Source organism: Ruegeria sediminis, assembly GCF_005938215.1.
Lineage (GTDB): Bacteria > Pseudomonadota > Alphaproteobacteria > Rhodobacterales > Rhodobacteraceae > Ruegeria > Ruegeria sediminis.
The window spans coordinates 127,084-150,522 of the sequence record NZ_VCPD01000005.1; the positions used below are offsets into that span (position 1 = coordinate 127,084).

Genomic DNA, 23,439 nt, shown 5'->3' on the forward strand with positions numbered 1-23,439 from the left:
TCAGAACAGGATGGCGAGCAGTTGAGCCAGCCCGGTCAAGCCGATCAGTCCCGCCGAAAGCGCCTTGAACATCGGCATGTTCCGCGATTTGATGCCCTTGCCGTAATTCGTATCGGCCACCTCGGGCGACAGGTCCGCTCTCAGGTTTTCGATGTCCTCCAGTGCCGTGTTGCCGGCAAGTATCCCGAAGGCGGTCGTGGCCACCACCAGCATCGCCAATGCGAGCGAAAATTCTTGCGGCCCGAGAATGAGAATGGCTGCGATGGCGACGAACAAAAAGAAAGTTGTCCGGACAATGGAAAAATAGTGTGTCAGCCGCGCGATGGACAACGTGCTGCGCATCTCCGGGGTCATGTCGGGTGCCTCCAAATGTACTGTTTCAATGCGATCAGCATAGCACATTTGCGGTCAGGCAGGGGGGCGTCGGGGCTTGGCGGTTTTCGCCGCATGTCCTCGGATCACGCGGCGAAAGAGGTCGTCTGGCTCAATCCTCGGTCGAAACCAGCTTCCAGACCAGGCCGCCGATGGCTCCGCCGATGAGCGGCGCGACCCAGAACATCCACAGTTGCGCCAGCGCCGGGCTGTCTGCGAACAGGGCCACGCCGGTAGAACGGGCGGGATTGACCGAAGTGTTGGTCACCGGAATCGAAATCAGGTGGATCAGCGTCAGCGCGAGGCCAATGGCGATCGGCGCGAACCCGGCTGGCGCGCCCGAGGAGGTGGCGCCGAGGATGATGAACAGGAAGAAGGCTGTCAGGACGATCTCGATCACGAGGGCCGACATCAGGGAATACCCGCCCGGCGAGGCGCTGCCGTAGCCGTTGGACGCGAACGAGCCGACGCCCGCGAAATCCGGCGCGCCCGACACGATCACGTAAAGCACGGTGGCTGCCGCAATCGCCCCGATCACCTGCGCGACCCAATAGGGAAGCAGGTCCTTGCCTTCGAACCGGCCGGCGATCATCAGGCCGAGACTTACGGCGGGGTTGAAGTGCCCGCCCGAGATGTGCCCGACCGCGAAGGCCATGGTCAGGACCGTCAGGCCAAAGGCGAAGGCGACGCCCAGCCAACCGATGCCGACATCGGCCACGCCGGCGGCAAGTACGGCGCTGCCGCATCCCCCCAGCACCAGCCAGAACGTGCCGAAAAATTCCGCCAAGAGCTTTGATGACATATGCTTTCCTCCCAAAGTTGATGAGAAATAGTAGGCATCGCCTGCACGTTTTGGGAAGAAATATCGGCGCCGACCGCTGCATCGGGCAGATTGCGGGCGCGCGCAGAGGCGTCAGGCCAACAAAAAACGCGCCGCAGGTTGCCCTGCAGCGCGCTTGATTGGTGCCGGCCGGGCCGGGACCTTGCGGTCTTACTGTTTGACTTCGGCCGTTGCCGCGGCCGGGTTGCCCGATGCCTTGTTGGCGGCGCGGCCCGGATTGAGCGGATCGTCCTGTCGCTGGACGGAGCCTTCGAAATGGGCGCCGCTTTCGATGGCGATGGTCTTGTGGATGATGTCGCCTTCGACGCGTGCGGTCGAGGTCAGGCGCACCTTCAGGCCGCGGACGCGGCCCACGATGCGGCCGTTCACCACCACGTCATCGGCGGTCACTTCGCCCTTGATGGTGGCGGTTTCGCCGATGGTCAGCAGATGGGCGCGAATGTCGCCTTCGACAGTGCCTTCGACCTGGATGTCGCCGGTGGTCTTGATGTTGCCGGTGATGTGCAGGTCCGAGGACAGGACGGATGCCGGCGGCTTGGGTTTGGGCGTGCTGGCCTTCGTCTCGGTCGGGGCGGGGGATGAGACCGGCGCCGCGGGTGCCGCGGGCTTGGCGGCTTCGGGTGCCTTGGATGCGGGCTCGTTGATTTTGCTCTTAGAAAACATTTTTCGCAGCCTTGATGTATGTCATTGGGTTTACTGGTGTTCCATTCACGTGCACCTCGTAGTGGAGATGCGTGCCTGTCGACCGTCCGGTGCTACCCATATCAGCAATATGATCCCCGCGCGAGACCCTTTGGCCAACCTTGACGCGGATGCTGGTGTTATGGGCGTAAAGCGTCTCGATCCCGAAGGCGTGCTTGATCTTCACAAGCCGTCCGAAACCCGATTGCCAGCCAGCATGCGTGACGACGCCGTCGGCTGTCGCAAAGATGTCGGTGCCATGCGCGCCGGCGAAATCCGAACCGTTGTGCATCCGCCGGCCGCCCGTCTTGGGATCGCGGCGGTATCCGTAGCCGCTGGTATGGCGGACGGCCGCCTTGACAGGGTTGGCGAACGGGGCCTTTTCGGCCGCGATACGGTACAGGTTCAACTGGTCCATCTGCTGCAGCAGATTGTTCGCGCGGATCTCGTCCGGAGACGGTTCCTCACCGCGCGTGCTGAAGGATAAAGGGGTCAGCGGACCGCCCACACCGCTATATCCGCGACGCACCTCCTCGATGATCCGGTCGGTCGGCATTCCCGCCTGCCGGAACATCTTGTCCAGCGGCTCGACCGAGATCGCCATCGCTTCTTCCAGCTGGCGGAAGATCTGGTCGCTGCGCTCGCGCATCAGCTGGATCTCCAGCTCAAGTTCGTCGCGCTGATCCAGCGCGGTCTTTGCGTCGGCCTGAATCGCGTCCCGTTCCTGTGCGGTCCGCAGCAGCGCCTCGGTCATGAAGGTCATCTGGACCGGGGCAGACGCCGCCGTCTCAATAGCGGCGGCGTCCTCGCCCGTATCCTGCTCGAGTCTTGCCAACAGCGCCCGGGCGTCTTCGCGCTGCTTCATTGTTGCGCGCAAGGTGGTCTGGATCACTTCGATCCCGGTTTCCAGCTCACGGCGGCGGTTTTCGGATTTCAGCAGTTCCGACTGCATGGCGGATATCTGTTCAAGCGCGGCGTTGAAGCGGGCCTGAGCCGCCAGCGCCTCTTCCGCGCGGGCATCGCGTTCCCGGGACAGGACGTTCAGGCGTTCCTGATACGTGGCCTGGTCCCGCCGAGCCTGCTCGCGGAAATTGCCCGAACCGATACTGTCCATCAGCAGGATCGCCGTGGCGACGATGGTCCAGGCGACCATGGTCGCGACGCCAGCAACGGCGACGAGCTGAGTTTCGGATCGAAGCCGAATGAACCGTGTGTCACTGTCGGATTTGAGAAACACTCTGCGCTCGGGAAGATGCTTCTCAAGCAGAGCGTGAATTCTGATCGCCAGACGTGTTCGCACGCGCCCTTCCTCTTTTATCCCCTTCAAGGCCGGTCGTGAGTGGACACCCGACCCTTGGGCCGCCTGCATACCGACGGGGGGGCAATAGGGCAAGTTTGTTAACCTTCCGGTCGGAACCGGCGGAAAATTCGCGCTTACGGTGGGCGAATTTTCGCCGATTACCTAGCGTCAAACGGGGGAATTCAGCGCAACTTTCCGCTTTTTCCGGGGGGCGGCAGATCTTCGGCCAGGGGCCAGTAGAAATCCGGCGGCAGACCCGCTTCGGCCCTTTTTTCCTCGTTGAACGGCGGTTTCAGGGCGCCGTGAAAATAGCGTCGCACCAGTTCGTGAAACACATCCTTTGGATCGGCATTTTCACGCCCACACAGAAAGTGGAACCATTTGGATCCGTAGGCGACGTGGCCGACCTCTTCGGCATAGATCACCTCGAGCGCCTTCACCGCCTGTTGCGCATCGGCCCTGCGGAAAATTTCGATCATTCCGGGCGTTACGTCCAGGCCGCGCGCTTCGAGCACCATCGGAACCACCGCCAGCCGGCCCATCAGGTCGTCGGCGGTGTCCTCGGCCGCGCGCCACATTCCGGCATGGGCGGGCAGGGCGCCGTAGTGGCTGCCCATCGCTTCGAGGCAATCGCAGACCATCTCGAAATGGCGCGATTCCTCTTCGGCGCACTTCACCCAGTCGTCGTAGAACCCGATGGGCATCGGCACATGGCCGAATCGCGCGATGATGTCCCAATGCAAGTCCACGGCGTTCAGTTCGATATGCGCCACCGCGTGCAGCAGGGCGATCCGCCCCGCTTCGGAACCGGGCCGCCGTTTCGGTACCTGGCGCGGCGACAGCAGTTCGGGCTTGTCCGGGCGGGCCGGATGCCGCGGGGGATTCGCCGTCCCGATCTCGATCGCGGTCGCGGCGCCGTCGCGCGAGGCGAACCATTCGGCGGCGTATCTGCGCGACAGCGCGGTCTTGGCGCGCCCGTCACCGGTCAGCAGCACGTCGGTCGCCATCTGGGTCAGGGTCTGGGGCACGCTCACACTCCGGTCTTGGCCTTTCGGGGCGGGTGATAGCCCGGTTCAGCGGCCGGGTCGAGGGAGCCGCGCCTAGTTCAGGCGGCGCACGGCCTCCAGAACCTCGTCCACATGGCCGGGCACCTTCACCTTGCGCCAGATGCGCGCGATCCGGCCCCGGGCGTCGATCAGAAACGTCGAACGCTCGATTCCCATGGATTTCTTGCCGTACCCTGTTGTAACTATTGGTGGCCTATAGGTTTTCAATAGTTTTTATCGTAAGTATCTGTAAAGCCTTTACTTTAACGTATATGCACCGTATATACAGTTGACCTATAGGGCGTTTATTGTTACCGCTTATCGGTCGCCTTACCGCCCGTTTACCGCCTATTGAAAGGAATACAGGTATGCCACGGCAGACAGCAATACCGTTGACTCTGCGGACAATAGAAACGGAAGCCCGCCGAATTGAGGCAGGTAAGACAGTGCTACGCGACAGCCGCGCACCCGGCTTGATGGTGACAATCAGCCCCACCAACGTCCTGTTCCGCCACCAGTACAAACTGAAAAACCCACTGACCGGCAAATGGGGCAACACCAAAAGCATCACACTTGGTCGTTATCCGGAGATGTCACTGGATGAAGCTCGGGATGAAATGCGGCGCGTTCGTAAGATGCTCGACGCAGGGCAAGACCCGGCGTTGGAGCGCGAAGCAGAGAAAGCAGTCAACCAGACCGCAGTTCACTCTCGGTTGGTCAGTGACGCAATAGATCGTTTCGTTGACGAACGCAGCGGTGATTGGACCACCGCCACCACCCACACGTTCCTGAATGAGTTTGCTTTGATCCGCGCGAACCTTGGTCACCTGCCTATGGGGTCTGTTACCCGGCCACAGCTACAGGCCGTCATTGACGACTACCTCGGCGCCAAGCGGAGGGAGGGGCGAGACGGGCGAAGCCGTGCTATCCGTATAGCCCAGCTGTTAACGGCGCTATGGCGGCAGGCGAGCGTAGGGACGCCTTCGAGCAAGGGGTGGGGCTGGATGCTAGGATACGAGGTTGCGCGCGACCTGACCATAGAAGGCCGGAACCGCATGAAGTCCCGCAACCGCGTTCTTTCCCAGACCGAGGTTCGTGATATGTGGCCGCAATGGGAAGCGATGGGTCCGTCCGGGCGCATCTTCCAGTTAAGCCTCATCACCGGTTTACGGATTGGTGCTCTGTGCCGTGTGGAGTTCAGCCACCTCGGCCTTGACCCGGTCGCTACAGTCGGTGCCGTGGACGACGGACCCCGAATTGTCATTCCGGCAGCAGACGGGCGAAAGGCAACCGCTCGGTCGCGGCGCGATGCCCGAGACCTACATCTGCCGCTCAGCCCCTTTGCGGTGGACGTTTGGAAAGCGGCGATTGCTGAACGCAACACCCGCTACACAGACTGCCCGTTTGTGTTCGTCGGCCACAAGGGGAACCATTTCGCGCCGAATAGCTGTAACCAACGGTGGCGCGAGGTGGCTCCCCCAGACGCCACCCCGCATGATCTGCGCCGCACGATGCGCACATGGCTCGGGGAAACCATGCACCCCGGCGGATGGCATGATGAGGAAATGCTGATAGGCCACAGTGTTGGCAATGCGGTCAGTGGTGCCTATGACCACGCTCGGCGGTTGGCTCGCCTGCGTCCGATCACGGATGCCTACGCAACCCGGCTGCGGTCGTTGCTGTTTGGGGCAGGAGCTGATGTAATGTCGTTGGAGGTTCGCGCCAATGACTAAGCCAGTGGCTGAACATGAAATCAGATGGTGGGAGGACGTCGATCCCGACGAAGTTCCGTGGACCGTGCTTTCGGAAACCCCGGCGATGGCGCAAGTATGGGCTTCGTTGTCGTCTCAGGCGCGAGAGGAGCTAATACAGGCCGCTGAAGCCCTCGGAGCAGCGCGGAGCGGCCTCGAAAACGCCCGTAGGCGGGGAAGGCCCAGCTACGCCCAACGCGACGCAGTACTACTCCTGCGCGTGGAGAACGCGCTGATTGAGGCCGACGAACGTGGTGAACAACTGAGCCGCTACAACGCAGCCTTGCGGGTGATAGCCGACGACCCCCGGTTCTTTGCCTCGCTGAAAGGTGTCACGCCAGACCGGTTGCAGCGCATCGTGGGTCCCGACACCCGTTAATAAATAACCCCCTATTTGTTACCGCTATTTTGCCCGTATTCGCGCCGCTATCGTGGACTCCAGTCTGTTGTACTGGAGTTACGAAAATGAGCGAAAACAAGGAGTTGAATGCTCTGGGTCGCATCGAGCGGTTGCGTGGTCTCAGGGAGATACACCTCGCCGGTGGTGACGGCTGGGTTCTAAAGGAGGATCAGGCTGAGTTCCTGGCGATGGTCGGCTATCCGTTGACCGAAAACGCTGTCGGTCAGCTGGTAGTCGAACGCCACATAATCAATCAACGGTCGGCGTCGATGATGAGTCAGTTGGTCGATGCGGCAGAAGCCAAGATCAACAAACTGGCGGCATCCCCGAACATGCGGAAGCGCAAGGAGATCTTGGCCAAGGCGCGTGAGGCCAAGGCTGAGAAGGGTGCGGCATGACCCAGCCCGACAAAACGCAGGCCGAAATACTGCGGTTGACGACCGAGGCCATGCACGACCTAGCAAAGACCCGCTGGTCGCCGTGGCAAATTGTTGTTGCGTCTGTGGCCGCTGGGTCCGGTCTCACACTCGCTGTCTTCGCCGTTCTGCGGCTGATGGGGGCGGGATTCCCACGTACAGGGCCGAGACGTCGAGGTGGTGATCCTTGAGACCCACCAGTGTCCGGCCCGTGCAAGGCTGCGTGAGGCCGAGTTGATCTTTGAGTTGCAACCCGTGACCAACCATCATCACCGCAACGGACCGCATAGACAGGTGCTGCGTGGCTTCACCAAGCGGGGTGCGCGCTGCGATTGTGGTGCCGCTGATTGCTACGGGCAGGAAGCGGCTGAGCGCGAGAACGCCGCCTAGTACCCCAACCCACTATCAAAACACCGCCAGAGCACCCCGGAGCAAGCCCTCTCGGGGTGTTCGTACGTTCCGGGCTACCCTATCCCTAACGAACGCGGCGAGAGGGCCTAGCGGCGGCCTCTGACCGCTGGACAGAATCACCAAAACCTGCTGGACTGGCCCCCACGGTTGGCAATTCTGCCTTCACGCATACAGCTTACATCTCTGAAACAAAGGAGGGTGGCTGTATGTTAGATTCAGCCCCACAATACAAGATAGACGACACCACTTGGTGGGAGCCGGACGTCGGTAAAGATGAAAACGGCGACTACAGTGATGCGTTCTGGCTCTGGTACAACCATCCAGAACACGGACGAGACTATTATGGTCCCATCTTCTGTGTTGATTACAAAAACGACACTCCTGAAAGCGTTGCTGAACGGGCTAAGGAACAGGGTCTTTCGGAACCCAAGGTTGCGGCGTTGAAGCTCGCCTTCGAAGCGGAGGCGGCGAGATGAGTTTTGTTCACGAAAACTTTGAATCCAACGCATCACAACATGTCACCCTGAAAGTCTATGCGCGCGAGGAAGTCGGCAAGATACTGGATGGCCCAGACGTCTGGTACGTTCAGTTTCATGACCCGGACAAGTTGCCACTTGGCTCTTTTTCTGTGCTGATGACTGGCTTGGACGACGATATGACGAAATTCTTTGGTGAAAAGGCTCTAGACGTTACCCGCGCTATCGGGTCTTCCTACCATGACGAGGTTCGTGATTGGTTAATATCTGCTTACTCACGAGCGGAAAACGAGATTGAGTCTTGGCAGTTGGTCCGGAAACCGGAGTGAAACATCAGCGACCTTACAAACGAGAAGGGCGGCTCAAGCGGGTCGCCCTTTTCTTGCGGCGCTTTACCGCCCCTATACCGCCTATGGCCTAGAGAGCCTTTACCGCCTCAAGCACTTCGTCTACGTGGCCGGGAACTTTTACCTTATGCCATATACGGTTAATGCGCCCCTCGGCATCAATCAGAAAAGTGGTCCGCTCAATGCCCTTATACTTCTTGCCGTACATGTTCTTTTCCACCCAGACGCCGTAATCCTCGCACACGGTCGAGCCTTCGTCGGACAACAGCGGCGTGGTCAGGCCGTGCTTGGCCACGAACTTGTCATGCTTGGCGACGCTGTCGCGCGATATGCCGAACACCTCGGCGCCGGCCTCGGAAAATGCGGCGAGCCGTTCCGAGAAACCGATGGATTCCTTGGTGCAGCCCGGAGTATCATCCCGGGGGTAGAAAAACAGGACGACGGCACGACCGCGCAGGTCCGACAACGTCACTTCGCCGCCGCCGTCGCGGGGAAGGGTGAACTCGGGGGCGAGATCGGAAATTTCGGGCATAGGTTTTCTCCGGCAGAAACATGGGTTTGAATGCTCTGCATATTAGGCCGGGGCTTGTAAGTTGAAAGACTCAGGGAAAAAAATCCTTCGGCAGAACGACGCGGAGGCCAAGGCAAACAGCCAGGGGCCGGCCCGCCGGTCACGCCGCCGCCGTGCCGGGCTTTGGGCCATGCGCGGAGTGTTTTTTCTGATCATTCTGGCCGTCTTCGCCGGGCTCATGGTGATCGGGCAGACGATGCACGCGCCCGCCTGGTTGCGGGATCGGGTCGAGACCCGTGTGGAAAACGTTCTCGGCGGGCTGCAGATCCGCTTTGGCGATGTCAGTTTCGTCATTCACGAAGGTTGGCGGCCGCGTCTGCGCCTGCGCGACGTGACCATCAGCGACGCGAACGGATCGCAGATCGCGCAGTTGTCGGACATGCAGGCAAGCCTTGCGATGCGGCCGTTGCTGCGCGGCAATGTCCAGCCCAAGCAGATTTTCCTGAGCGGTGCGCAGGTGTCCTTGCTGCGGGATCAGGACGGCGTGTTCTCGCTGACGGTCGGTTCGGACAGCGCGCCGGTTGAGCGGGCGCCGAACCTGCCGCGGCTGATCGAGCAGTCGGACGACCTGTTCCTGTCGCCGGCCCTGTCGGCGCTGACGTCGTTTGAACTGGACGGCGTCACGCTGGAATACCGCGATCTGCGGCAGGGCAGGTCCTGGACCCTGGACAGCGGCCGTGTGCAGGTGACGCGCAGCCAGGGCGACATCCGAATCGCGACCGGGTTCTCGCTGCTGAGTGGCCGGGATTATTCCAGCGAGATCGAGGCGAATTACTCCAGTACGCTCGGCTCGCCCGCGGCGCAGTTCGGGGTTACGGTGACCGACCTGGCCGCCGAGGACATCGCGGGACAGGGGCCGGCGTTGGCCTGGCTCGAGGTGCTGCGTGCCCCGATCTCGGGGGCGCTGCGCGGCAGCATCGACGGAAACGGCGCCTTGGGGCCTGTCTTTGCCACCCTGCAGATCGGGGCGGGCGCCTTGCAGCCGAACCCCGAAACGCGGCCGATCCCGTTCGAGGCCGCGCGCACCTATTTCACCTATGAACCCTCGCAACAGGCGCTGCGCTTCAACGAGGTTTCGATCGTCTCGGCATGGGGGACGGCGCAGGCGGATGGCCGGGCCATTCTCGACGGGGTTGAGACCGGAACCCTGAAATCCCTTTCCGCGCAGTTCAAGCTGTCCGGTATCCGCGTGAACCCCGCCGGGGTCTTTCCCGACCCTCTGGAACTCTCGAGCGCCGAGATCGATTTCCAGATGAAGCTGGCGCCGTTCCGGCTGCAACTGGGCCAGATGGTCGTCGAGCATGATGACCGCATGTTGCGCCTGACCGGGGACCTTACCGGCTCGCCCGCGGGATGGGACGTCAATCTGGATGCGGGCATCGACCGGATGACGCCAGAGCAGCTTCTGGGTTACTGGCCCGAGAAGGTCGCTGCCAAGCCGCGCGAATGGGTGACCGAGAACCTGACCGACGGGCAGCTGAAGGATCTGGACCTGGCGTTGCGGTTGCGGCCCGGCGAGAAGCCGAACATCTATGCGGATTTCGATTTCGAGAAGGCGCGGATCAAGTTCGCGAAGACCCTGCCTCCGGTCGTGGATGCGCGCGGGCAGGCAAGCCTCGTGGGCCGGCGCTTTTCGGTCACTGCCCATCGTGGCTGGGTGGTTCCCGACGAGGGCGGCGCGGTGAACGCGGCGGGCACGTCTTTCATTATCCCGGATGTCGGAATACCGAAATCCGCCCCCGGCATCGCGCGGATCAGGGCCAGCGGGAGCGTCACCGCGGCGTTGTCGCTTCTGGACCGGCCCCCGCTCGAGGTCATGTCCAAGGCGGGTCAGCCGGTGGATCTGGCCGAGGGAATGGTCAACCTTGAAGGAACGCTGTCCTTGCCGCTGAGGGACAAGCTGAAACTGCACGACATGCGGTTCCACTATACCGGCACCGTGAGCGATGTGCGCAGTGACAAGCTGGTGCCCGGCGTCACGGTCAGCGCCGACGGCCTGGAGGTGAACGGGGACCAGACGCAGATCGCCCTGTCGGGAAGCGGCCTGTTCGGGGCGGTTCCGATGACCGCGACCTGGCGCCAGCCGATCGGTGGCGACAAGGGTGCGCGAAGCCGGTTGAGCGGGCAGATCGAACTGTCGCCGAGGCTGATGGAGGAGATTCACGCCGGCCTGCCCAACGGCATGTTGACCGGCCAGGGACAGGCGGACGTGACGGTCGATCTGGGCGGTGGCGAGGCGCCGGCGCTGTCAGCCCGGTCGGATCTGATCGGCGTCAGCCTGTCCGTCCCGGAGCTTGGCTGGCGCAAGTCGCCGCAGACCGGAGGCGACCTGAGTGTCGAGGTGACGCTGGGCGAGCAGATGCGCGTCGACGCCCTGGAGATCGACGCAGCCGGGTTGCGCGCCAGCGGGACCATTTCGTTCACCGACGACGCGCAGATGGACCGGATATCCTTTTCGTCCTTTCGACTGGGCAACTGGTTGTCGGTTCCGGCCGAACTGGTGGCGCGGGGACGGTCGGTGCCCGACATCCGAGTGCTTGGCGGCGTGATCGACATGCGGGGCGCGACCTTTGGTTCGGGCGGCGGCGGCGGCGCGGGACCCCGCCTTGATGTGCGGCTGAACCGGCTGCAGGTGACCGACACGATCGCGATGACGGGTCTGAACGGCTCTTTCACGACAACGGGCGGGGTTCAGGGGCCGTTCACCGCGCAGGTCAACGGCGGCACGGCGGTCTCGGGGCAGGTCTCGCCCCAGGGAAACCGCAGCGCGGTGGTCCTGCAATCGGAGGATGCCGGAGGGGTTCTGCGGTCCGCCGGGCTGTTGAACCAGGCGCATGGCGGCGATTTCCGGCTGGCGTTGCAACCGGTGATCGGGCCGGGCCACTACGACGCGGCCGTGAAAATGACCAATACCCGGATCAAGGACGCTCCGGCGATGGCGGCGCTGCTCAACGCGATCAGCGTCGTGGGGTTGCTGGACGAAATGTCGGGGCAGGGGATTTTCTTCAACACGATCGACAGCAAGATGCGGATCGCCCCGCAGGAGGTGACCGTGCTGAGCGGCAGCGCGGTCGGGCCGTCGATCGGCCTGTCCTTCGACGGAAGGATCGATACCGAAAGGGAGTGGCTGAATCTTCAGGGCGCGATTTCTCCGATCTACATGGTGAATGCCATCGGCAGCCTGCTGACACGCAAGGGCGAGGGCGTGTTCGCGTTCAACTATACGCTCAGGGGGCCGCTGTCGGCGCCGCAGGTCGGTGTGAACCCGTTGTCGGGGCTTGCGCCGGTGTTCCTTCGCGACCTGATGCGCGCGCCGCCGCCGCGCGTGCCGGGGGGCGGGCAGGGGGCCGAGGTGCCGGAGCCGCCGGCGAACGAGCGGTCATTCGAGTTGGGCACCGGCGACCGGTGAAAGGCCCTGTAGCCGAATCTGTTGGGGCGCGATAAGGCGCGGTCATGAAACTCAGCGATTTCGATTTCGATCTGCCCGAAGACCTGATTGCCACCCGCCCGGCAAGCCCGCGCTCGTCCGCGCGGCTGCTGGTGGCGCAGGGGGATGACGTGACCGATTCCACCGTGATCGACCTGCCGGACTGGCTGCGGCCGGGGGATCGGCTGGTCCTGAACGATACCCGCGTGATCCCGGCCCGGCTGAACGGACGCCGCCACAGGCACAGCGCGCAGGGACCGGTCGCGGCGGCGATCGAGGCCACGTTGCTCGACCCGCAGGCCGATGGAACCTGGGCGGCGCTGCTGAAACCGTTGAAGAAGGTCAAGCTTGGCGAGGAGATCGTGTTCTCGGAGCAGCTGAGCGCCACCCTGGAAAAGGTCGCGGACGGCCAGGCGTACCTGCGTTTCAACCTGACCGGCGACGACTTTGACAGCGCGTTGGAGGAAGCGGGCGCGATGCCGCTGCCGCCCTACATCGCCGCGAAGCGGCCGGCGGACGAACGCGACAAGACCGACTATCAGACCATATGGGCGCGCCATTCCGGAGCGGTCGCCGCCCCCACCGCGTCGCTGCATTTCGACGAGGCGTTGATGCAGGCGCTGGCTGCGCGCGGTGTCGCGCTTACCCATGTCACGCTGCATGTCGGGGCCGGCACGTTTCTGCCGGTCAAGGTCGAGGATGTCACCACCCACAAGATGCATGCCGAATGGGGGCGGGTCAGTGCCGAGGCCTCCGCCGAAATCCGCGCGACCAAGGCGGCCGGCGGGCGGGTCATCCCGGTCGGAACCACCGCCCTGCGCCTGATCGAAAGCGCCGCGCGCGGCGGCGAGATTGCGGCCTGGGAAGGCGACACCGACATCTTCATCTATCCCGGCTTCAGGTTTCATGTCACCGATGCGCTGATGACCAATTTCCACCTGCCCAAATCGACCCTGCTGATGTTGGTGTCGGCCCTGATGGGGCAGGACCGGATGAAGCGGGTCTATGCCCATGCGGTCGCGGCAAGGTACCGGTTTTTCTCTTATGGCGATGCGTCGCTTTTGATCCCCTGAGCGGCGCGTTCCCGGGGCCGTGTCCCACGAATGTCGTGGACAAGCGCGGTCATGACGGTGTCTGATTGGGCAACACCTTGAAGTACGAAATCTGATTGCGGAGGCCCCGAATGCTTCAGGTTCTTTCCAGCGCATGGGCGCTTCTGCTCGGAATGGGTTTTCTGATGGTCGGCAACGGCCTGCAGGGCACGTTGCTGGGCGTTCGCGGTGAAATCGAAGGGTTCACCACCTTCGAGATGTCCTTCGTGATGTCCGCCTATTTCGTCGGTTTCCTCGGCGGGTCTAAACTGGCGCCGGAAATGATCCGGCGCGTCGGTCATGTGCGCGTCTTTGCGGCGCTGGCCTCATTCATCTCGGCGGTGATGATCATGTATCCGATGCTGACCGACCCGATCGCGTGGTCCATCGGTCGGGTCGTGATCGGTTTCTGTTTCTCGGGCGTCTACGTGACCGCGGAAAGCTGGCTGAACAACGCCGCCAGCAACGAGAACCGGGGGCAGGCGCTGTCGCTTTACATGATCGTGCAGACGCTGGGCATCGTCAGCGCCCAGGGGCTTCTGCTGGTCGGAGATCCGGCGGGTTACGAGACCTTCGTGATCGCTTCGATCCTTGTCTCCATCTCGTTTGCGCCGATCCTGCTTTCGATTTCGCCGACCCCGGCCTTCGACACGACCAAGCCGATGACGCTGAAGCAGCTGATGAACACTTCGCCACTGGGATGCGTCGGAATGTTCCTTCTGGGTGGCATCTTCTCGGCGCAGTTCGGGATGAGCGCGGTCTACGGTGCGCGGGCCGGGCTGACGCTGGTGGAGTTGTCGATCTTCGTCGCCACCTTCTATGTAGGCGCGCTGTTGCTGCAATACCCCATCGGCTGGTTCTCGGACCGGATGGATCGCCGAATCCTGATCCTTCTGGTGGCGCTCATCGGAGGTGCGGGGGCACTGGTCGGCATGTTCCTGGGCGGCCAGTACACGATGCTTCTGGTCGCGGCCTTCGCGATCGGCGGCATGTCGAACCCGCTTTATTCGCTGCTGATCGCCTATACCAACGACTACCTGGATTACGAGGACATGGCGGCCGCGTCCGGCGGGTTGATCTTCATCAACGGGCTGGGCGCGATTGCCGGACCGCTGGTCACCGGCTGGCTGATGGGCGATGGGGTTTTGGGTCCCGCGGGGTTCTTTTTCATCATCGCCGCGCTGCTGCTGATCATGGCGGCCTATGCGCTTTACCGGATGACTCAGCGCGCCTCGGTGCCTGTTGACGAGACCGGGATAATGTCGCCCATTTACCCGACTGTTTCCCCGGTTGCGCTTGAACTTGCGCAGGAAGTCGCCATCGAAGCCGAACAGGAGGGACAAGGGACACAAGATGTGGCGTAGTGGCGAGCTTTGTGTCGCCAATGTAGCAAGATTTTACTGTAACAATTGTGCAAATAAGCTTCTAATGGTCATACGTCCCTGGGGGAGGACAACAACGGAGCAAGGGCAATGGTTGGTCCTGAAGAAGTATTGAGTTTTTGGTTGGACGAGGTTGGCCCCGAAGGGTGGTACGCACAGGATGACGCGTTGGATGCGCGGATTCGCGACCGTTTCCTCGAAACGTGGGAGGCGGCCTGCCACGGCAGGTTTTCGCTCTGGTTGACATACCCGAGCGGTTCACTGGCCTACATCATCCTGATGGATCAGTTTCCCCGCAACATGTTCCGGGGCGATGCGCGTGCGTTCGCATCGGACCGGGCCGCGCTTGCCGCGGCGAAAGGTGCGGTGGACAAGGGCTGGGACCTCAAGATCGATGAACCGGCGCGGCAGTTCTTTTACATGCCGATGATGCATTCGGAAAACCTGTGCGATCAGGAACGCTGCGTGCGCCTGATGTGCCAGCGGATGCCGGACTCCGGTCCGGGCAACCTGCTGCACGCGCGGGCGCATCGCGAGGTGATCCGCAAGTTCGGCCGGTTCCCGTACCGCAACGAGGCGCTGGATCGCGAGACGACCGAGCAAGAGGCCGCCTATGTCAGCAGCGGCGGCTACGGTCAGACCGTGCGCGAGTTGCAGACGGCCGGTTAGGACGCGGGCGTACAGCCTCGGATTTCCGTGGCGCGGTCGGCAATGGCGTCGACCGATGTCTCGATGGCGTGGTCGATCAGGTCCTCGGGCGCGTCGGCAAGTTCCGTGATGCGCATCTGCGCGGACTGCAGCCGTTTTTCGACCGTCTCGGCCCGATCGAGAATCCCCGAAATGCGCTGTTGTGTGGCGGCAGTCAGTTCCTCGCCCTTTTCCTGCAGGACCGCTTCGAGATCTTTTCGCAATCCCTGGAGTTCGCCTTGGACGGCCTGCGCTTCCTCACGCAGGGGCGCAACCATCTGGAGGTTCTGGGCGAAGGTGGCGGCCAGCCCGTCGATGGTCGAGGAAACTTTCCACGCAAGAAACAGGCACAATGCCAAAAGAAGCAGGGTGGCGTTGAGCAGGGCGAGCAACAAGTCCTTGAGCGTTTTGGCCATGACAAGCCTTTCAATTCAATAATTTGCAAACAGATTTCAGCGCCAGCGACGTGCCGACGCCTTATGTTCTAGCCATTCATCGGGCGCAGGTATAGGCTGGAATCCGCGCGAAACCCGTTTCCGGACCCTGCGTCATATTTGTCGCGGAACGGGGCGGTTGATGCGTTGGGGAATTTAGTTTAACGGTAAACTAGTTTTTCGAACCACCGGCGCCGAGGGGTACTCATGGCTGCACAATCCTTTGATCTGATCGTAATCGGCGCGGGCCCCGGCGGCTATGTCGCCGCCATCCGCGGGGCTCAGCTGGGCCTGAAGACGGCGGTTGTCGAGCGCGAACACCTGGGCGGCATCTGTCTCAACTGGGGCTGCATTCCGACGAAGGCGCTGCTGCGATCCTCGGAGGTGTTCCATCTGATGGAGCGCGCCAAGGATTTCGGCCTGAGCGCGGAAAAGATCGGCTATGACCTGAACGCGGTCGTCAAGCGGTCGCGCGGGGTTGCCGCGCAGCTGTCCGGCGGCATCGGCCACCTGCTGAAGAAGAACAAGGTGACCGTGGTGATGGGCGAGGCGACGTTGCCCGCCAAGGGCAAGGTCAGCGTCAAGACGGACAAGGGCACCGAGGAACTGACCGCCAAGAACATCGTCCTCGCCACCGGCGCCCGCGCGCGCGAGTTGCCGGGGCTCGAGGCGGACGGCGATCTGGTCTGGACCTACAAGCACGCGCTGCAGCCGCCACGGATGCCCAAGAAGCTGCTGGTCATCGGTTCGGGCGCGATCGGCATCGAATTCGCAAGCTTCTACAACACGCTGGGGGCCGAGACGACCGTGGTCGAGGTGATGGACCGCATCCTGCCGGTCGAGGACGCGGAGATCAGCGCCTTTGCCAAGAAAGCCTTCACCAAGCAGGGCATGAAGATCATGGAAAAGGCGATGGTCAAGCAGCTTGACCGCGCCAAGGGCAAGGTCACCGCGCATATCGAGGTCAAGGGCAAGGTCGAGAAGCACGAGTTCGACACCGTGATCTCGGCTGTCGGCATCGTCGGCAATGTCGAGAACCTTGGGCTTGAAGCGTTGGGCGTCAAGGTGGATCGCACCCATGTGGTCACGGATGAATACTGTCGCACCGGGGTAGAGGGCCTTTACGCCATCGGCGACATCGCCGGCGCGCCCTGGCTGGCGCACAAGGCCAGCCACGAGGGCGTCATGGTGGCCGAACTGATCGCCGGCAAACACGCGCATCCGGTCAAGCCGGAAAGCATCGCCGGCTGTACCTATTGCCAGCCGCAGGTCGCATCGGTCGGCTATTCCGAGGCGAAGGCCAAGGAGTTGGGTTATGAGGTCAAGGTCGGCCGCTTTCCTTTCATCGGCAACGGCAAGGCCATTGCCCTGGGCGAGCCGGAAGGGATGATCAAGACGGTCTTCGACGCCAAGACCGGCGAGTTGCTGGGCGCGCACATGATCGGCGCCGAGGTGACCGAACTGATCCAGGGCTACGTCGTGGGCCGGCAGTTGGAAACGACGGAAGAAGACCTGATGAACACGGTCTTCCCCCACCCGACGCTGTCCGAGATGATGCACGAAAGCGTTCTGGACGCCTATGGACGCGTGATCCACATGTAAGGCGCTGTCGCCGCGGCAAACACGGGCGCCCGGTGTTCCGGGCGCCTGGTCTTTTCGGGGCGGTTCAATTGTCCGGTTCGAGTTCCTGCCACAGTTTCTTGTCAAGCGCCGTGACGAACGGAGCCATTACATCCTCGTAGTCGCGCCACTTTCCCACTGACCGCATATGCACGGGTTGACGCAACTGGTGGGCGGTCATGGTGCGAACGCCGCCCGTGTACAACTCGGGCCGCGCCATGTTCTCGACCCACTCGATCCCGCAGAACTCGGCGAGTGACCGGCTTGCCGAGGTCACGTCGGCAACAAGATCTTCGTAGGACAACCGGTAGATCGAACCGGGATACAGGTTGTGCCAATGGGCCATGATTTCGGCATAAAGGTTGAACCGGTGCGCCATCGATTGCAAATCGTAGGAATAGGACAGGGCGCCATTCGAAAACCGTCCACGCCACATTGACAGCGCGACATCCCGCGGATCGCGGCGCAGATCGACAATGCGGCAATCCGGGTAGGCCGCGACCAGAAACCCGATGAGGCGGTGATTTTCCGGCATCTTGTCGGTATAGGCCCTGGCGGATCTGGCGTGTTCCGGCAGTTGGGCCTGATCCGCCGCGACCAGGCTTTCCACCTCGTCAGGACCAAACGGCAAATCCTCCTGGATGATCGGGTACAGCAGATCACATGTTGGCCGCTCGCCCAGAGGGGCAACTTCGGGGCTGGCTCCCAGTATCGTTTCGGTCAAGGTGGTTCCCGACCGGGGTAAGCCGACGATGAATATCGGTCGTGGGTGCTGTGCCCGCGTTCGCCGGTCGAACGACAAGGGGGATCGAAAGCGGTTCAGGATCTTGTCGTTGAATCTTTTTTCCTCCGCCGCCGGATATGGCGTGATCTTCGCAATCTCTCGGTTCGCCGCGTTCAGGTAGGTGTTGGCCGCTTGCCGGTCTCCGCGTTGTTCAGCCATGTGGGCCAGAGCGAACCCAAGCGCCGCGCGGCCGGGACCTTTGGGCGCCTTGTCATATTCCGCCAGCGCAACCGGCCAGATACCTTCATTCTCCTCGCGCGATTGCAGCCGCGCCAGGTGTTCAAGCACGTCCGGCTCACCGGGTTGGATTTCAAGAATCCGGCGATAGACTTCCGCGGCCTGCTCCAGTTCACCCGCATTCACCAGTTGGGTGGCATAGTTGGTGAGCACGCGCGGGTGCTGCGGGGCCAGGTCAACCGCATGCCTGGCCGCCGCCGTGGCCTCTTCGTGTTCGGCCATCCGGGCCAGTACCGCGCTTTTCTGCACCCAGATCTGAAAATTGTCAGGCGCCAATGCGGCGGCGCCGTCAAGGTCGGTCACGGCGGATGCCAGGTTGTTCTGTTTTGCATGAACATCTGCGCGCATCATGAACGCCTGTGCGTCTTTCGGACACAGCCTGAGGTAGTCCGTTGCCGCCGCAAGGGCGTCGTCCAGTTTGCCCGAGTCCATTTGGGCAAGGGTCAATATCCGGAACACTCCACTGTCCTGCGGACAGGCGGCGGCGACTCGTTTCAGCAGCTTCGCCGCAGGCTCGGGCTGGTGCAGAACGATCAGCGCGTGGGCAAGATTCTTGGCGGCATCATGAAACTCCGGGTCCAGTTTCAGCGCCTTCTGGAAATACGGGACCGCGTCACGTTCCCGCCCCATCGCGCAAAGCGCGACGGCCGCGAAATTGGGAAAGGCGGGATGCCGGTTGTGCTGGCGCATTGCCGCCTTTGCTTCGGCCAGGGTTTTCTTGTGGCGTCCCTGCTGCGCAACCTGAAGAACGCGCCTTAGATCGTTTTGGACCGTCATTCATTCACCCCCGGCCAGAAAGCGCCGCCACGTTCGCCGCCCCGCGGATCATTTGGTCAACGCATCCAGAATCCGGGCCCAGGACCGAATGCCCTTGTGGAAGCTTTGCACGTCGTACTTCTCGTTGGGCGAGTGGATGGCGTCGTCATCGTTGGCGAAGCCGACCAGCATCGCGTCGAGACCGAGGATGGACTTGAAGTAGCCGACCACCGGGATCGATCCGCCCATGCCGGTGAACACCGCCTCGCGGTTCCATTCATCCGACAGCGCGGTGCGTGCTGCTTCGAATTCCGGGCGCGAAATGTTCATGACCGACGCGGGCGAGCCTTCCAGATCGTTGTCCCAGACCACCTTGGCATCGGGTGACAGGCGGTCCTCGACATGCTTGCGGATCTTGCGGCGCAGGGCGTCTGGGTCCATGTCGCCGACCAGGCGGCAGGTGATCTTGCAATGGGCCTGCGATGGGATCACCGTCTTGGACCCGGCGCCGTTGTAGCCGCCCCACAGGCCGTTCACCTCGAGCGTCGGGCGGGCCCATTGCTGTTCCAGGGTCGAATACCCCTTTTCGCCATGCGGCCGCGTGTAGCCGACCGAATTCAGGTATTCCGCCTCGTCGAAACCGCAGCCGGCCCATTGGCGAAGCTGATCCTCGGGAACTTCGTGAACCCCTTCATAGAACCCTTCGACGGCGACTTTTCCGGTTTCCTCGTCGTAGAAAGATGCGACGATCCGCGAGATTTCCCGCAGCGGGTTCAGGCCCGGGCCGCCATAGTGGCCGGAATGCAGATCGATGCGCGGGCCGATGATGGTGAACTCGTCCTTGAGCATGCCGCGCAGTTGCGAGGCGATCGAGGGCACGCCGCGCGACACCATCGACGTGTCGCAGACCAGCGCCAGATCTGCCTTCAACTCTGCGGCGTTCTCTGTGAGGAAGGGGATCAGCGAAGGCGAACCGGATTCCTCCTCGCCTTCGAAGAAGAACGTGATGCGGCAGGGCATCTTGCCATGCACGGCTTTCCAGGCGCGGCACGCCTCGACAAAGGTCATCAACTGGCCCTTGTCGTCGGAAGAGCCCCGGCCGCGGATCACCTGGCCGTTTTCCGTGTCTTCGATGGCGGGGTCGAACGGATCGCGGTTCCACAGGTTCAACGGATCGACCGGCTGCACGTCGTAGTGGCCGTAAAACAGGACGTGCGGGCCGTCTCCGTCCTCGCCGACATGACCAACGACCATCGGACATCCAGGTGTCACGCGTTTCTCGGCGGCGATGCCAATGCTTTTCAGGTCCGCGACCAGCCACTCGGCGGCCTTGTCGCAGCTTTCCTTGTGTGCCGGGTCGGTCGAGATCGAGGGGATGCGCAGCAACTCCATCAACCGGTCGATGGCGGGGGTAAGATCCGAGTCGATCTGGTTCAGTACGGCGTCAAGCGACATGCGTGGCTCCTGAATGGGTCCTTGATTTCTGGCGCGGAGCCTAGCAGCGCCGGCAGGACAGTCCAGTGTGCGGCGGCGAGAAAAGTTGTATAATGGCGAATGCCGTTCAAATCGGCTGCTGCCCTGCGTCGTTTCCTCGCGTCCATTCGCCGTAACTTTGCTTGAGCGGGGGGGCGCAAATGGATATTTGATGCAGATCAATGCCGCGACGTCGGCTGCGAATGTAGGCAGTTGATCTGAAGGTACACAGAAGTTATTCATTCAGTAATGTGAATTTATTCGCATCGGTGAATGAAGTCCTGCCGCCAAGCCAATTGAAGGCGGCCGGACGATCAAGGAGGACCCGGTGGACTACACTGCTCAGCTCGATTCCGCGATTGCCAGGCTGCATGAAGAAGGACGTTACCGGACCTTCATCGACATCGAACGCCGCAAGGGACATTTTCCGCACGCCGTCTGGACCCGTCCCGACGGGACCGAGCGCGACATCACCGTCTGGTGCGGCAACGATTACCTCGGCATGGGGCAGCACCCCGTCGTGCTGGAGGCCATGCACGAGGCCATCGAGGCGGCCGGCGCTGGGTCGGGCGGCACTCGCAACATCTCGGGCACCACGGTCTATCACAAGCGGCTCGAGGCGGAACTGGCCGATCTGCATGGCAAGGAAGCGGCGCTGCTGTTCACCAGCGCCTATATCGCCAACGACGCGACGCTGAGCACGCTGCCCAAGCTGTTTCCGGGGCTCATCATCTATTCCGACGCTCTGAATCACGCCTCGATGATCGAAGGTGTGCGCCGCAACGGCGGGGCCAAGCGCATCTTCCGCCACAATGACGTGGCTCATCTGCGCGAACTGCTGGAGGCCGACGATCCGGCGGCGCCCAAGCTGATCGCCTTCGAGTCGATCTATTCCATGGACGGCGACTTTGGCCCCATCGAGGAAATTTGCGATCTGGCCGACGAGTTCGGTGCGCTGACCTATATCGACGAGGTGCACGCGGTCGGCATGTACGGGCCGCGCGGCGGCGGCGTGACGGAACGCGACCGTCTGGCCCACCGGATCGACATCATCAACGGCACTCTGGCCAAGGCCTATGGCGTCATGGGTGGCTATATCGCGGCCAGCGCCAAGATGTGCGACGCCATCCGTTCCTATGCGCCGGGCTTCATCTTCACCACGTCGTTGCCGCCGGCGGTCGCCGCGGGCGCGGCGGCTTCGGTTGCCCATCTCAAGCGCACACCGGAATTGCGCGAGCAGCACCAGACGCAGGCAAAGATCCTCAAGCTGCGCCTCAAGGGGCTTGGACTGCCGCTGATCGACCACGGCAGTCACATCGTGCCGGTGATCGTCGGCAACCCGGTACACACCAAGAAGTTGAGCGACATGCTGCTGGAAAATTACGGCATCTACGTTCAGCCGATCAATTTCCCCACCGTGCCGCGCGGGACGGAACGGTTGCGTTTCACCCCGTCCCCGGTGCACGGACCCAAGGAATTGGACCGTTTGGTGCAAGCCATGGACGAACTTTGGTCACATTGTGCGCTAAATCGCGCCGAACTTGCCGGTTAACCTTAGGCCTTGGTGTGCAACTCGCTTGCGGCGTGTTAAGCTTCCGCTAACAAAAGCAGTGGACGAATCGTTATGGGAGCGGTTCGCCGTAACGCGAAAAACTCGCGATAGGCAGAATGGGGCGGCAGGAATGATTGGGCGCAGGACACAGCGCGACTCCGATGAGACGGAGACCGTCAGACCAAAAGGATTCGACGACTTCGAACTTCGTCTCGGCGATGTAATGCGGGGCGAACGGGCGACGATGGGCAAGTCGCTGCTCGACGTCCAGAGAGAGTTGCGGATCAAGGCCAACTACATCGCAGCCATCGAAAACTCCGACCCTGATGCTTTTGAAACGCCCGGCTTCATCGCCGGGTACGTGCGTTCCTACGCCCGTTACCTGGGTATGAACCCCGACGAAACCTTTGCGGCATTCTGCAAGGAAAGCGGCTTTGAAGTGGCGCATGGCATGTCGGCGGGCGCGTCCGTCGCCAAAAAGCCCAGCAGCGGCGTGCCGTCGCGCGGTCCGATGGGGCGGGATCCGTTCATCTCGCCGAACACTCCCTACCTTCCAGGCAGGGATTCGGTCCTGAATCACATCGAGCCGCGGGCCATCGGCTCGTCGCTGGTTCTGCTGGCCCTGATCGCCGGCATCGGCTATGGCGGCTGGGCGGTCCTGAAAGAGGTGCAGCAGGTGCAGGTCGCGCCTGTCGAACAGGCGCCGCTGGTTTTGTCCGACCTCGATCCGCTGGACGAAGCGCGCAGCCGGGAAACGAACGCAGAGAATGCCGGGCTGGTGAGCCCGGAATCCGAGGCGCTGGACCGGCTCTATCGCCCGCAAGCGCTGGATGTCCCGGTCTTGGTGGCCCGCGACGCGCCGATCTCGACGCTGGACCCGAGAACCGTGGGCGCGTTCCGCGCGCCGGAACTGCCCGAAGTGCAGATCGCCGAGGTTCAGCGCCAGGAAGAGCCGTCTCAGCCTCCGCAAGTGTTGGAGGAGGTCGCGCCTTCGCTGGTGATGGTGGCCGTGCGCCCGTCCTGGGTGCGGGTGACCGCCGCGGACGGTTCCACGATCTTCGAAAAGATCATGGAGCCCGGAGAAACCTACGAAGTGCCGCTGACCGAGGAACCGCCGAAATTGCGTGCGGGAGAAAGCGGTGCGATCTACTTCGCCACCAACGGTGAACATTACGGCCCGGTCGGTGAACGGGGTGTTGTGACCAAGAACGTGTCGCTGTCGATCGACGCCGTGACCGAGGCCTATAAGGTGGCGGACATGGCGCAGGACGACGATCTGGCCCGCATGGTGGCCGAGGCGCAGGCCCAGCCCGAAGAGGTTGCCCCGCCGGCGCCCACGGAATAAGTCCGCCATTGAAGGAAGTGCGCGACCGGCCTATGTAAC

At 62.4% G+C, this 23,439-nt stretch carries 21 protein-coding genes and 1 pseudogene; 12 read left to right on the forward strand and 10 right to left on the reverse strand.

The window, feature by feature from the left end; all coding sequences use genetic code 11:
* The 6 genes and pseudogenes from FGK63_RS14840 to FGK63_RS14865 all read right to left on the reverse strand — a co-directional run.
* Positions 1-354, reverse strand: coding sequence for a hypothetical protein (locus FGK63_RS14840; RefSeq protein WP_138843617.1), 354 nt, complete (start codon positions 352-354; stop codon positions 1-3).
* Positions 355-484: 130 nt separating this feature from the next.
* Positions 485-1,174 (reverse strand): aquaporin Z, encoded by a 690-nt coding sequence (aqpZ, locus tag FGK63_RS14845; RefSeq protein WP_138843619.1) that lies wholly within the window; start codon positions 1,172-1,174, stop codon positions 485-487.
* Positions 1,175-1,363: 189 nt separating this feature from the next.
* Positions 1,364-1,876: a bactofilin family protein gene (locus FGK63_RS14850; RefSeq protein WP_138843621.1), complete on the reverse strand. Its 513-nt coding sequence runs from the start codon at positions 1,874-1,876 to the stop codon at positions 1,364-1,366.
* Complete coding sequence (locus tag FGK63_RS14855; protein ID WP_138843623.1) at positions 1,866-3,194, reverse strand: M23 family metallopeptidase; 1,329 nt, start codon at positions 3,192-3,194, stop codon at positions 1,866-1,868. The genes FGK63_RS14850 and FGK63_RS14855 overlap by 11 nt, the downstream gene beginning before the upstream one ends.
* Positions 3,195-3,376: 182 nt before the next feature.
* Positions 3,377-4,201, reverse strand: coding sequence for a ferritin-like domain-containing protein (locus tag FGK63_RS14860; RefSeq protein ID WP_138843935.1), 825 nt, complete (start codon positions 4,199-4,201; stop codon positions 3,377-3,379).
* Positions 4,202-4,294: 93 nt separating this feature from the next.
* Positions 4,295-4,432: pseudogene (locus FGK63_RS14865) on the reverse strand (peroxiredoxin); the annotation flags it as partial.
* A 176-nt stretch (positions 4,433-4,608) separates the two neighbouring features.
* Between FGK63_RS14865 and FGK63_RS14870 the strand changes: the two are divergent.
* From FGK63_RS14870 to FGK63_RS14890, 5 genes are all read left to right on the forward strand, one after another.
* Positions 4,609-5,973: a tyrosine-type recombinase/integrase gene (locus tag FGK63_RS14870; RefSeq protein ID WP_138843625.1), complete on the forward strand. Its 1,365-nt coding sequence runs from the start codon at positions 4,609-4,611 to the stop codon at positions 5,971-5,973.
* Positions 5,966-6,370, forward strand: a complete 405-nt coding sequence (locus tag FGK63_RS14875) for a hypothetical protein (RefSeq protein WP_138843627.1) — start codon at positions 5,966-5,968, stop codon at positions 6,368-6,370. Before FGK63_RS14870 ends, FGK63_RS14875 begins: the two co-directional genes overlap by 8 nt.
* An 86-nt stretch (positions 6,371-6,456) precedes the next feature.
* The gene (locus FGK63_RS14880) at positions 6,457-6,789 is read left to right on the forward strand and encodes a hypothetical protein (RefSeq protein WP_138843629.1); all 333 of its coding nucleotides are present in this window, start codon (positions 6,457-6,459) and stop codon (positions 6,787-6,789) included.
* Positions 6,790-7,424: 635 nt separating this feature from the next.
* A complete protein-coding gene (locus FGK63_RS14885) occupies positions 7,425-7,694 on the forward strand; it encodes a hypothetical protein (protein WP_138843631.1) in 270 nt (89 codons plus the stop codon).
* Positions 7,691-8,023: a hypothetical protein gene (locus FGK63_RS14890; RefSeq protein ID WP_138843633.1), complete on the forward strand. Its 333-nt coding sequence runs from the start codon at positions 7,691-7,693 to the stop codon at positions 8,021-8,023. The genes FGK63_RS14885 and FGK63_RS14890 overlap by 4 nt, the downstream gene beginning before the upstream one ends.
* An 88-nt stretch (positions 8,024-8,111) precedes the next feature.
* Here FGK63_RS14890 and bcp read toward each other — a convergent pair whose 3' ends face one another.
* Positions 8,112-8,573, reverse strand: a complete 462-nt coding sequence (gene bcp, locus FGK63_RS14895; protein ID WP_138843635.1) for a thioredoxin-dependent thiol peroxidase — start codon at positions 8,571-8,573, stop codon at positions 8,112-8,114.
* Positions 8,574-8,742: 169 nt separating this feature from the next.
* Here bcp and FGK63_RS14900 point away from each other — a divergent pair, with 169 nt between their 5' ends.
* The 4 genes from FGK63_RS14900 (at position 8,743) to FGK63_RS14915 (ending at position 15,181) form a co-directional block, all read left to right on the forward strand.
* Positions 8,743-12,021: a YhdP family protein gene (locus FGK63_RS14900; RefSeq protein WP_138843637.1), complete on the forward strand. Its 3,279-nt coding sequence runs from the start codon at positions 8,743-8,745 to the stop codon at positions 12,019-12,021.
* Positions 12,022-12,065: 44 nt separating this feature from the next.
* The gene (queA, locus tag FGK63_RS14905) at positions 12,066-13,112 is read left to right on the forward strand and encodes a tRNA preQ1(34) S-adenosylmethionine ribosyltransferase-isomerase QueA (protein WP_138843639.1); all 1,047 of its coding nucleotides are present in this window, start codon (positions 12,066-12,068) and stop codon (positions 13,110-13,112) included.
* A 110-nt stretch (positions 13,113-13,222) separates the two neighbouring features.
* Positions 13,223-14,494 carry an MFS transporter gene (locus FGK63_RS14910; RefSeq protein ID WP_138843641.1) on the forward strand — a complete coding sequence of 424 codons (1,272 nt, stop codon included), beginning with the start codon at positions 13,223-13,225 and terminating at the stop codon, positions 14,492-14,494.
* Between the two features lie 108 nt (positions 14,495-14,602).
* Entirely contained in the window at positions 14,603-15,181 is a 579-nt protein-coding gene (locus FGK63_RS14915; RefSeq protein WP_138843643.1) for a DUF924 family protein, read from the forward strand.
* On the opposite strand, the gene FGK63_RS14920 is transcribed toward FGK63_RS14915, so the two are convergent.
* A complete protein-coding gene (locus FGK63_RS14920; RefSeq protein WP_138843645.1) occupies positions 15,178-15,615 on the reverse strand; it encodes a hypothetical protein in 438 nt (145 codons plus the stop codon). The two genes, FGK63_RS14915 and FGK63_RS14920, sit on opposite strands and share 4 nt — an antisense overlap.
* Positions 15,616-15,840: 225 nt before the next feature.
* Here FGK63_RS14920 and lpdA point away from each other — a divergent pair, with 225 nt between their 5' ends.
* Entirely contained in the window at positions 15,841-17,235 is a 1,395-nt protein-coding gene (gene lpdA / locus FGK63_RS14925) for a dihydrolipoyl dehydrogenase (protein WP_138843647.1), read from the forward strand.
* 64 nt (positions 17,236-17,299) lie between these two features.
* On the opposite strand, the gene FGK63_RS14930 is transcribed toward lpdA, so the two are convergent.
* Together FGK63_RS14930 and FGK63_RS14935 are read right to left on the reverse strand one after the other, a co-directional pair.
* A complete protein-coding gene (locus FGK63_RS14930) occupies positions 17,300-19,051 on the reverse strand; it encodes a tetratricopeptide repeat-containing sulfotransferase family protein (RefSeq protein ID WP_138843649.1) in 1,752 nt (583 codons plus the stop codon).
* Between the two features lie 48 nt (positions 19,052-19,099).
* Entirely contained in the window at positions 19,100-20,485 is a 1,386-nt protein-coding gene (locus FGK63_RS14935) for a M20/M25/M40 family metallo-hydrolase (RefSeq protein WP_138843651.1), read from the reverse strand.
* A gap of 346 nt (positions 20,486-20,831) precedes the next feature.
* Here FGK63_RS14935 and hemA point away from each other — a divergent pair, with 346 nt between their 5' ends.
* Positions 20,832-22,055 (forward strand): 5-aminolevulinate synthase, encoded by a 1,224-nt coding sequence (hemA, locus tag FGK63_RS14940; RefSeq protein ID WP_138843653.1) that lies wholly within the window; start codon positions 20,832-20,834, stop codon positions 22,053-22,055.
* A 130-nt stretch (positions 22,056-22,185) separates the two neighbouring features.
* Entirely contained in the window at positions 22,186-23,400 is a 1,215-nt protein-coding gene (locus FGK63_RS14945; RefSeq protein WP_138843655.1) for a helix-turn-helix domain-containing protein, read from the forward strand.
* Positions 23,401-23,439 lie beyond the last annotated feature (39 nt).

What these genes read in the sequence shown, in the direction of transcription:
- FGK63_RS14840 (WP_138843617.1), bottom strand. Translation starts at nt 354, where the DNA reads ATGACCCCGGAGATGCGCAGCACGTTGTCCATCGCGCGGCTGACACAC.
- aqpZ (WP_138843619.1), bottom strand. Translation starts at nt 1,174, where the DNA reads ATGTCATCAAAGCTCTTGGCGGAATTTTTCGGCACGTTCTGGCTGGTG.
- FGK63_RS14850 (WP_138843621.1), bottom strand. Translation starts at nt 1,876, where the DNA reads ATGTTTTCTAAGAGCAAAATCAACGAGCCCGCATCCAAGGCACCCGAA.
- FGK63_RS14860 (WP_138843935.1), bottom strand. Translation starts at nt 4,201, where the DNA reads ATGGCGACCGACGTGCTGCTGACCGGTGACGGGCGCGCCAAGACCGCG.
- FGK63_RS14870 (WP_138843625.1), top strand. Translation starts at nt 4,609, where the DNA reads ATGCCACGGCAGACAGCAATACCGTTGACTCTGCGGACAATAGAAACG.
- FGK63_RS14875 (WP_138843627.1), top strand. Translation starts at nt 5,966, where the DNA reads ATGACTAAGCCAGTGGCTGAACATGAAATCAGATGGTGGGAGGACGTC.
- FGK63_RS14880 (WP_138843629.1), top strand. Translation starts at nt 6,457, where the DNA reads ATGAGCGAAAACAAGGAGTTGAATGCTCTGGGTCGCATCGAGCGGTTG.
- FGK63_RS14885 (WP_138843631.1), top strand. Translation starts at nt 7,425, where the DNA reads ATGTTAGATTCAGCCCCACAATACAAGATAGACGACACCACTTGGTGG.
- FGK63_RS14890 (WP_138843633.1), top strand. Translation starts at nt 7,691, where the DNA reads ATGAGTTTTGTTCACGAAAACTTTGAATCCAACGCATCACAACATGTC.
- bcp (WP_138843635.1), bottom strand. Translation starts at nt 8,573, where the DNA reads ATGCCCGAAATTTCCGATCTCGCCCCCGAGTTCACCCTTCCCCGCGAC.
- FGK63_RS14900 (WP_138843637.1), top strand. Translation starts at nt 8,743, where the DNA reads ATGCGCGGAGTGTTTTTTCTGATCATTCTGGCCGTCTTCGCCGGGCTC.
- queA (WP_138843639.1), top strand. Translation starts at nt 12,066, where the DNA reads ATGAAACTCAGCGATTTCGATTTCGATCTGCCCGAAGACCTGATTGCC.
- FGK63_RS14910 (WP_138843641.1), top strand. Translation starts at nt 13,223, where the DNA reads ATGCTTCAGGTTCTTTCCAGCGCATGGGCGCTTCTGCTCGGAATGGGT.
- FGK63_RS14915 (WP_138843643.1), top strand. Translation starts at nt 14,603, where the DNA reads ATGGTTGGTCCTGAAGAAGTATTGAGTTTTTGGTTGGACGAGGTTGGC.
- FGK63_RS14920 (WP_138843645.1), bottom strand. Translation starts at nt 15,615, where the DNA reads ATGGCCAAAACGCTCAAGGACTTGTTGCTCGCCCTGCTCAACGCCACC.
- lpdA (WP_138843647.1), top strand. Translation starts at nt 15,841, where the DNA reads ATGGCTGCACAATCCTTTGATCTGATCGTAATCGGCGCGGGCCCCGGC.
- FGK63_RS14930 (WP_138843649.1), bottom strand. Translation starts at nt 19,051, where the DNA reads ATGACGGTCCAAAACGATCTAAGGCGCGTTCTTCAGGTTGCGCAGCAG.
- FGK63_RS14935 (WP_138843651.1), bottom strand. Translation starts at nt 20,485, where the DNA reads ATGTCGCTTGACGCCGTACTGAACCAGATCGACTCGGATCTTACCCCC.
- FGK63_RS14945 (WP_138843655.1), top strand. Translation starts at nt 22,186, where the DNA reads ATGATTGGGCGCAGGACACAGCGCGACTCCGATGAGACGGAGACCGTC.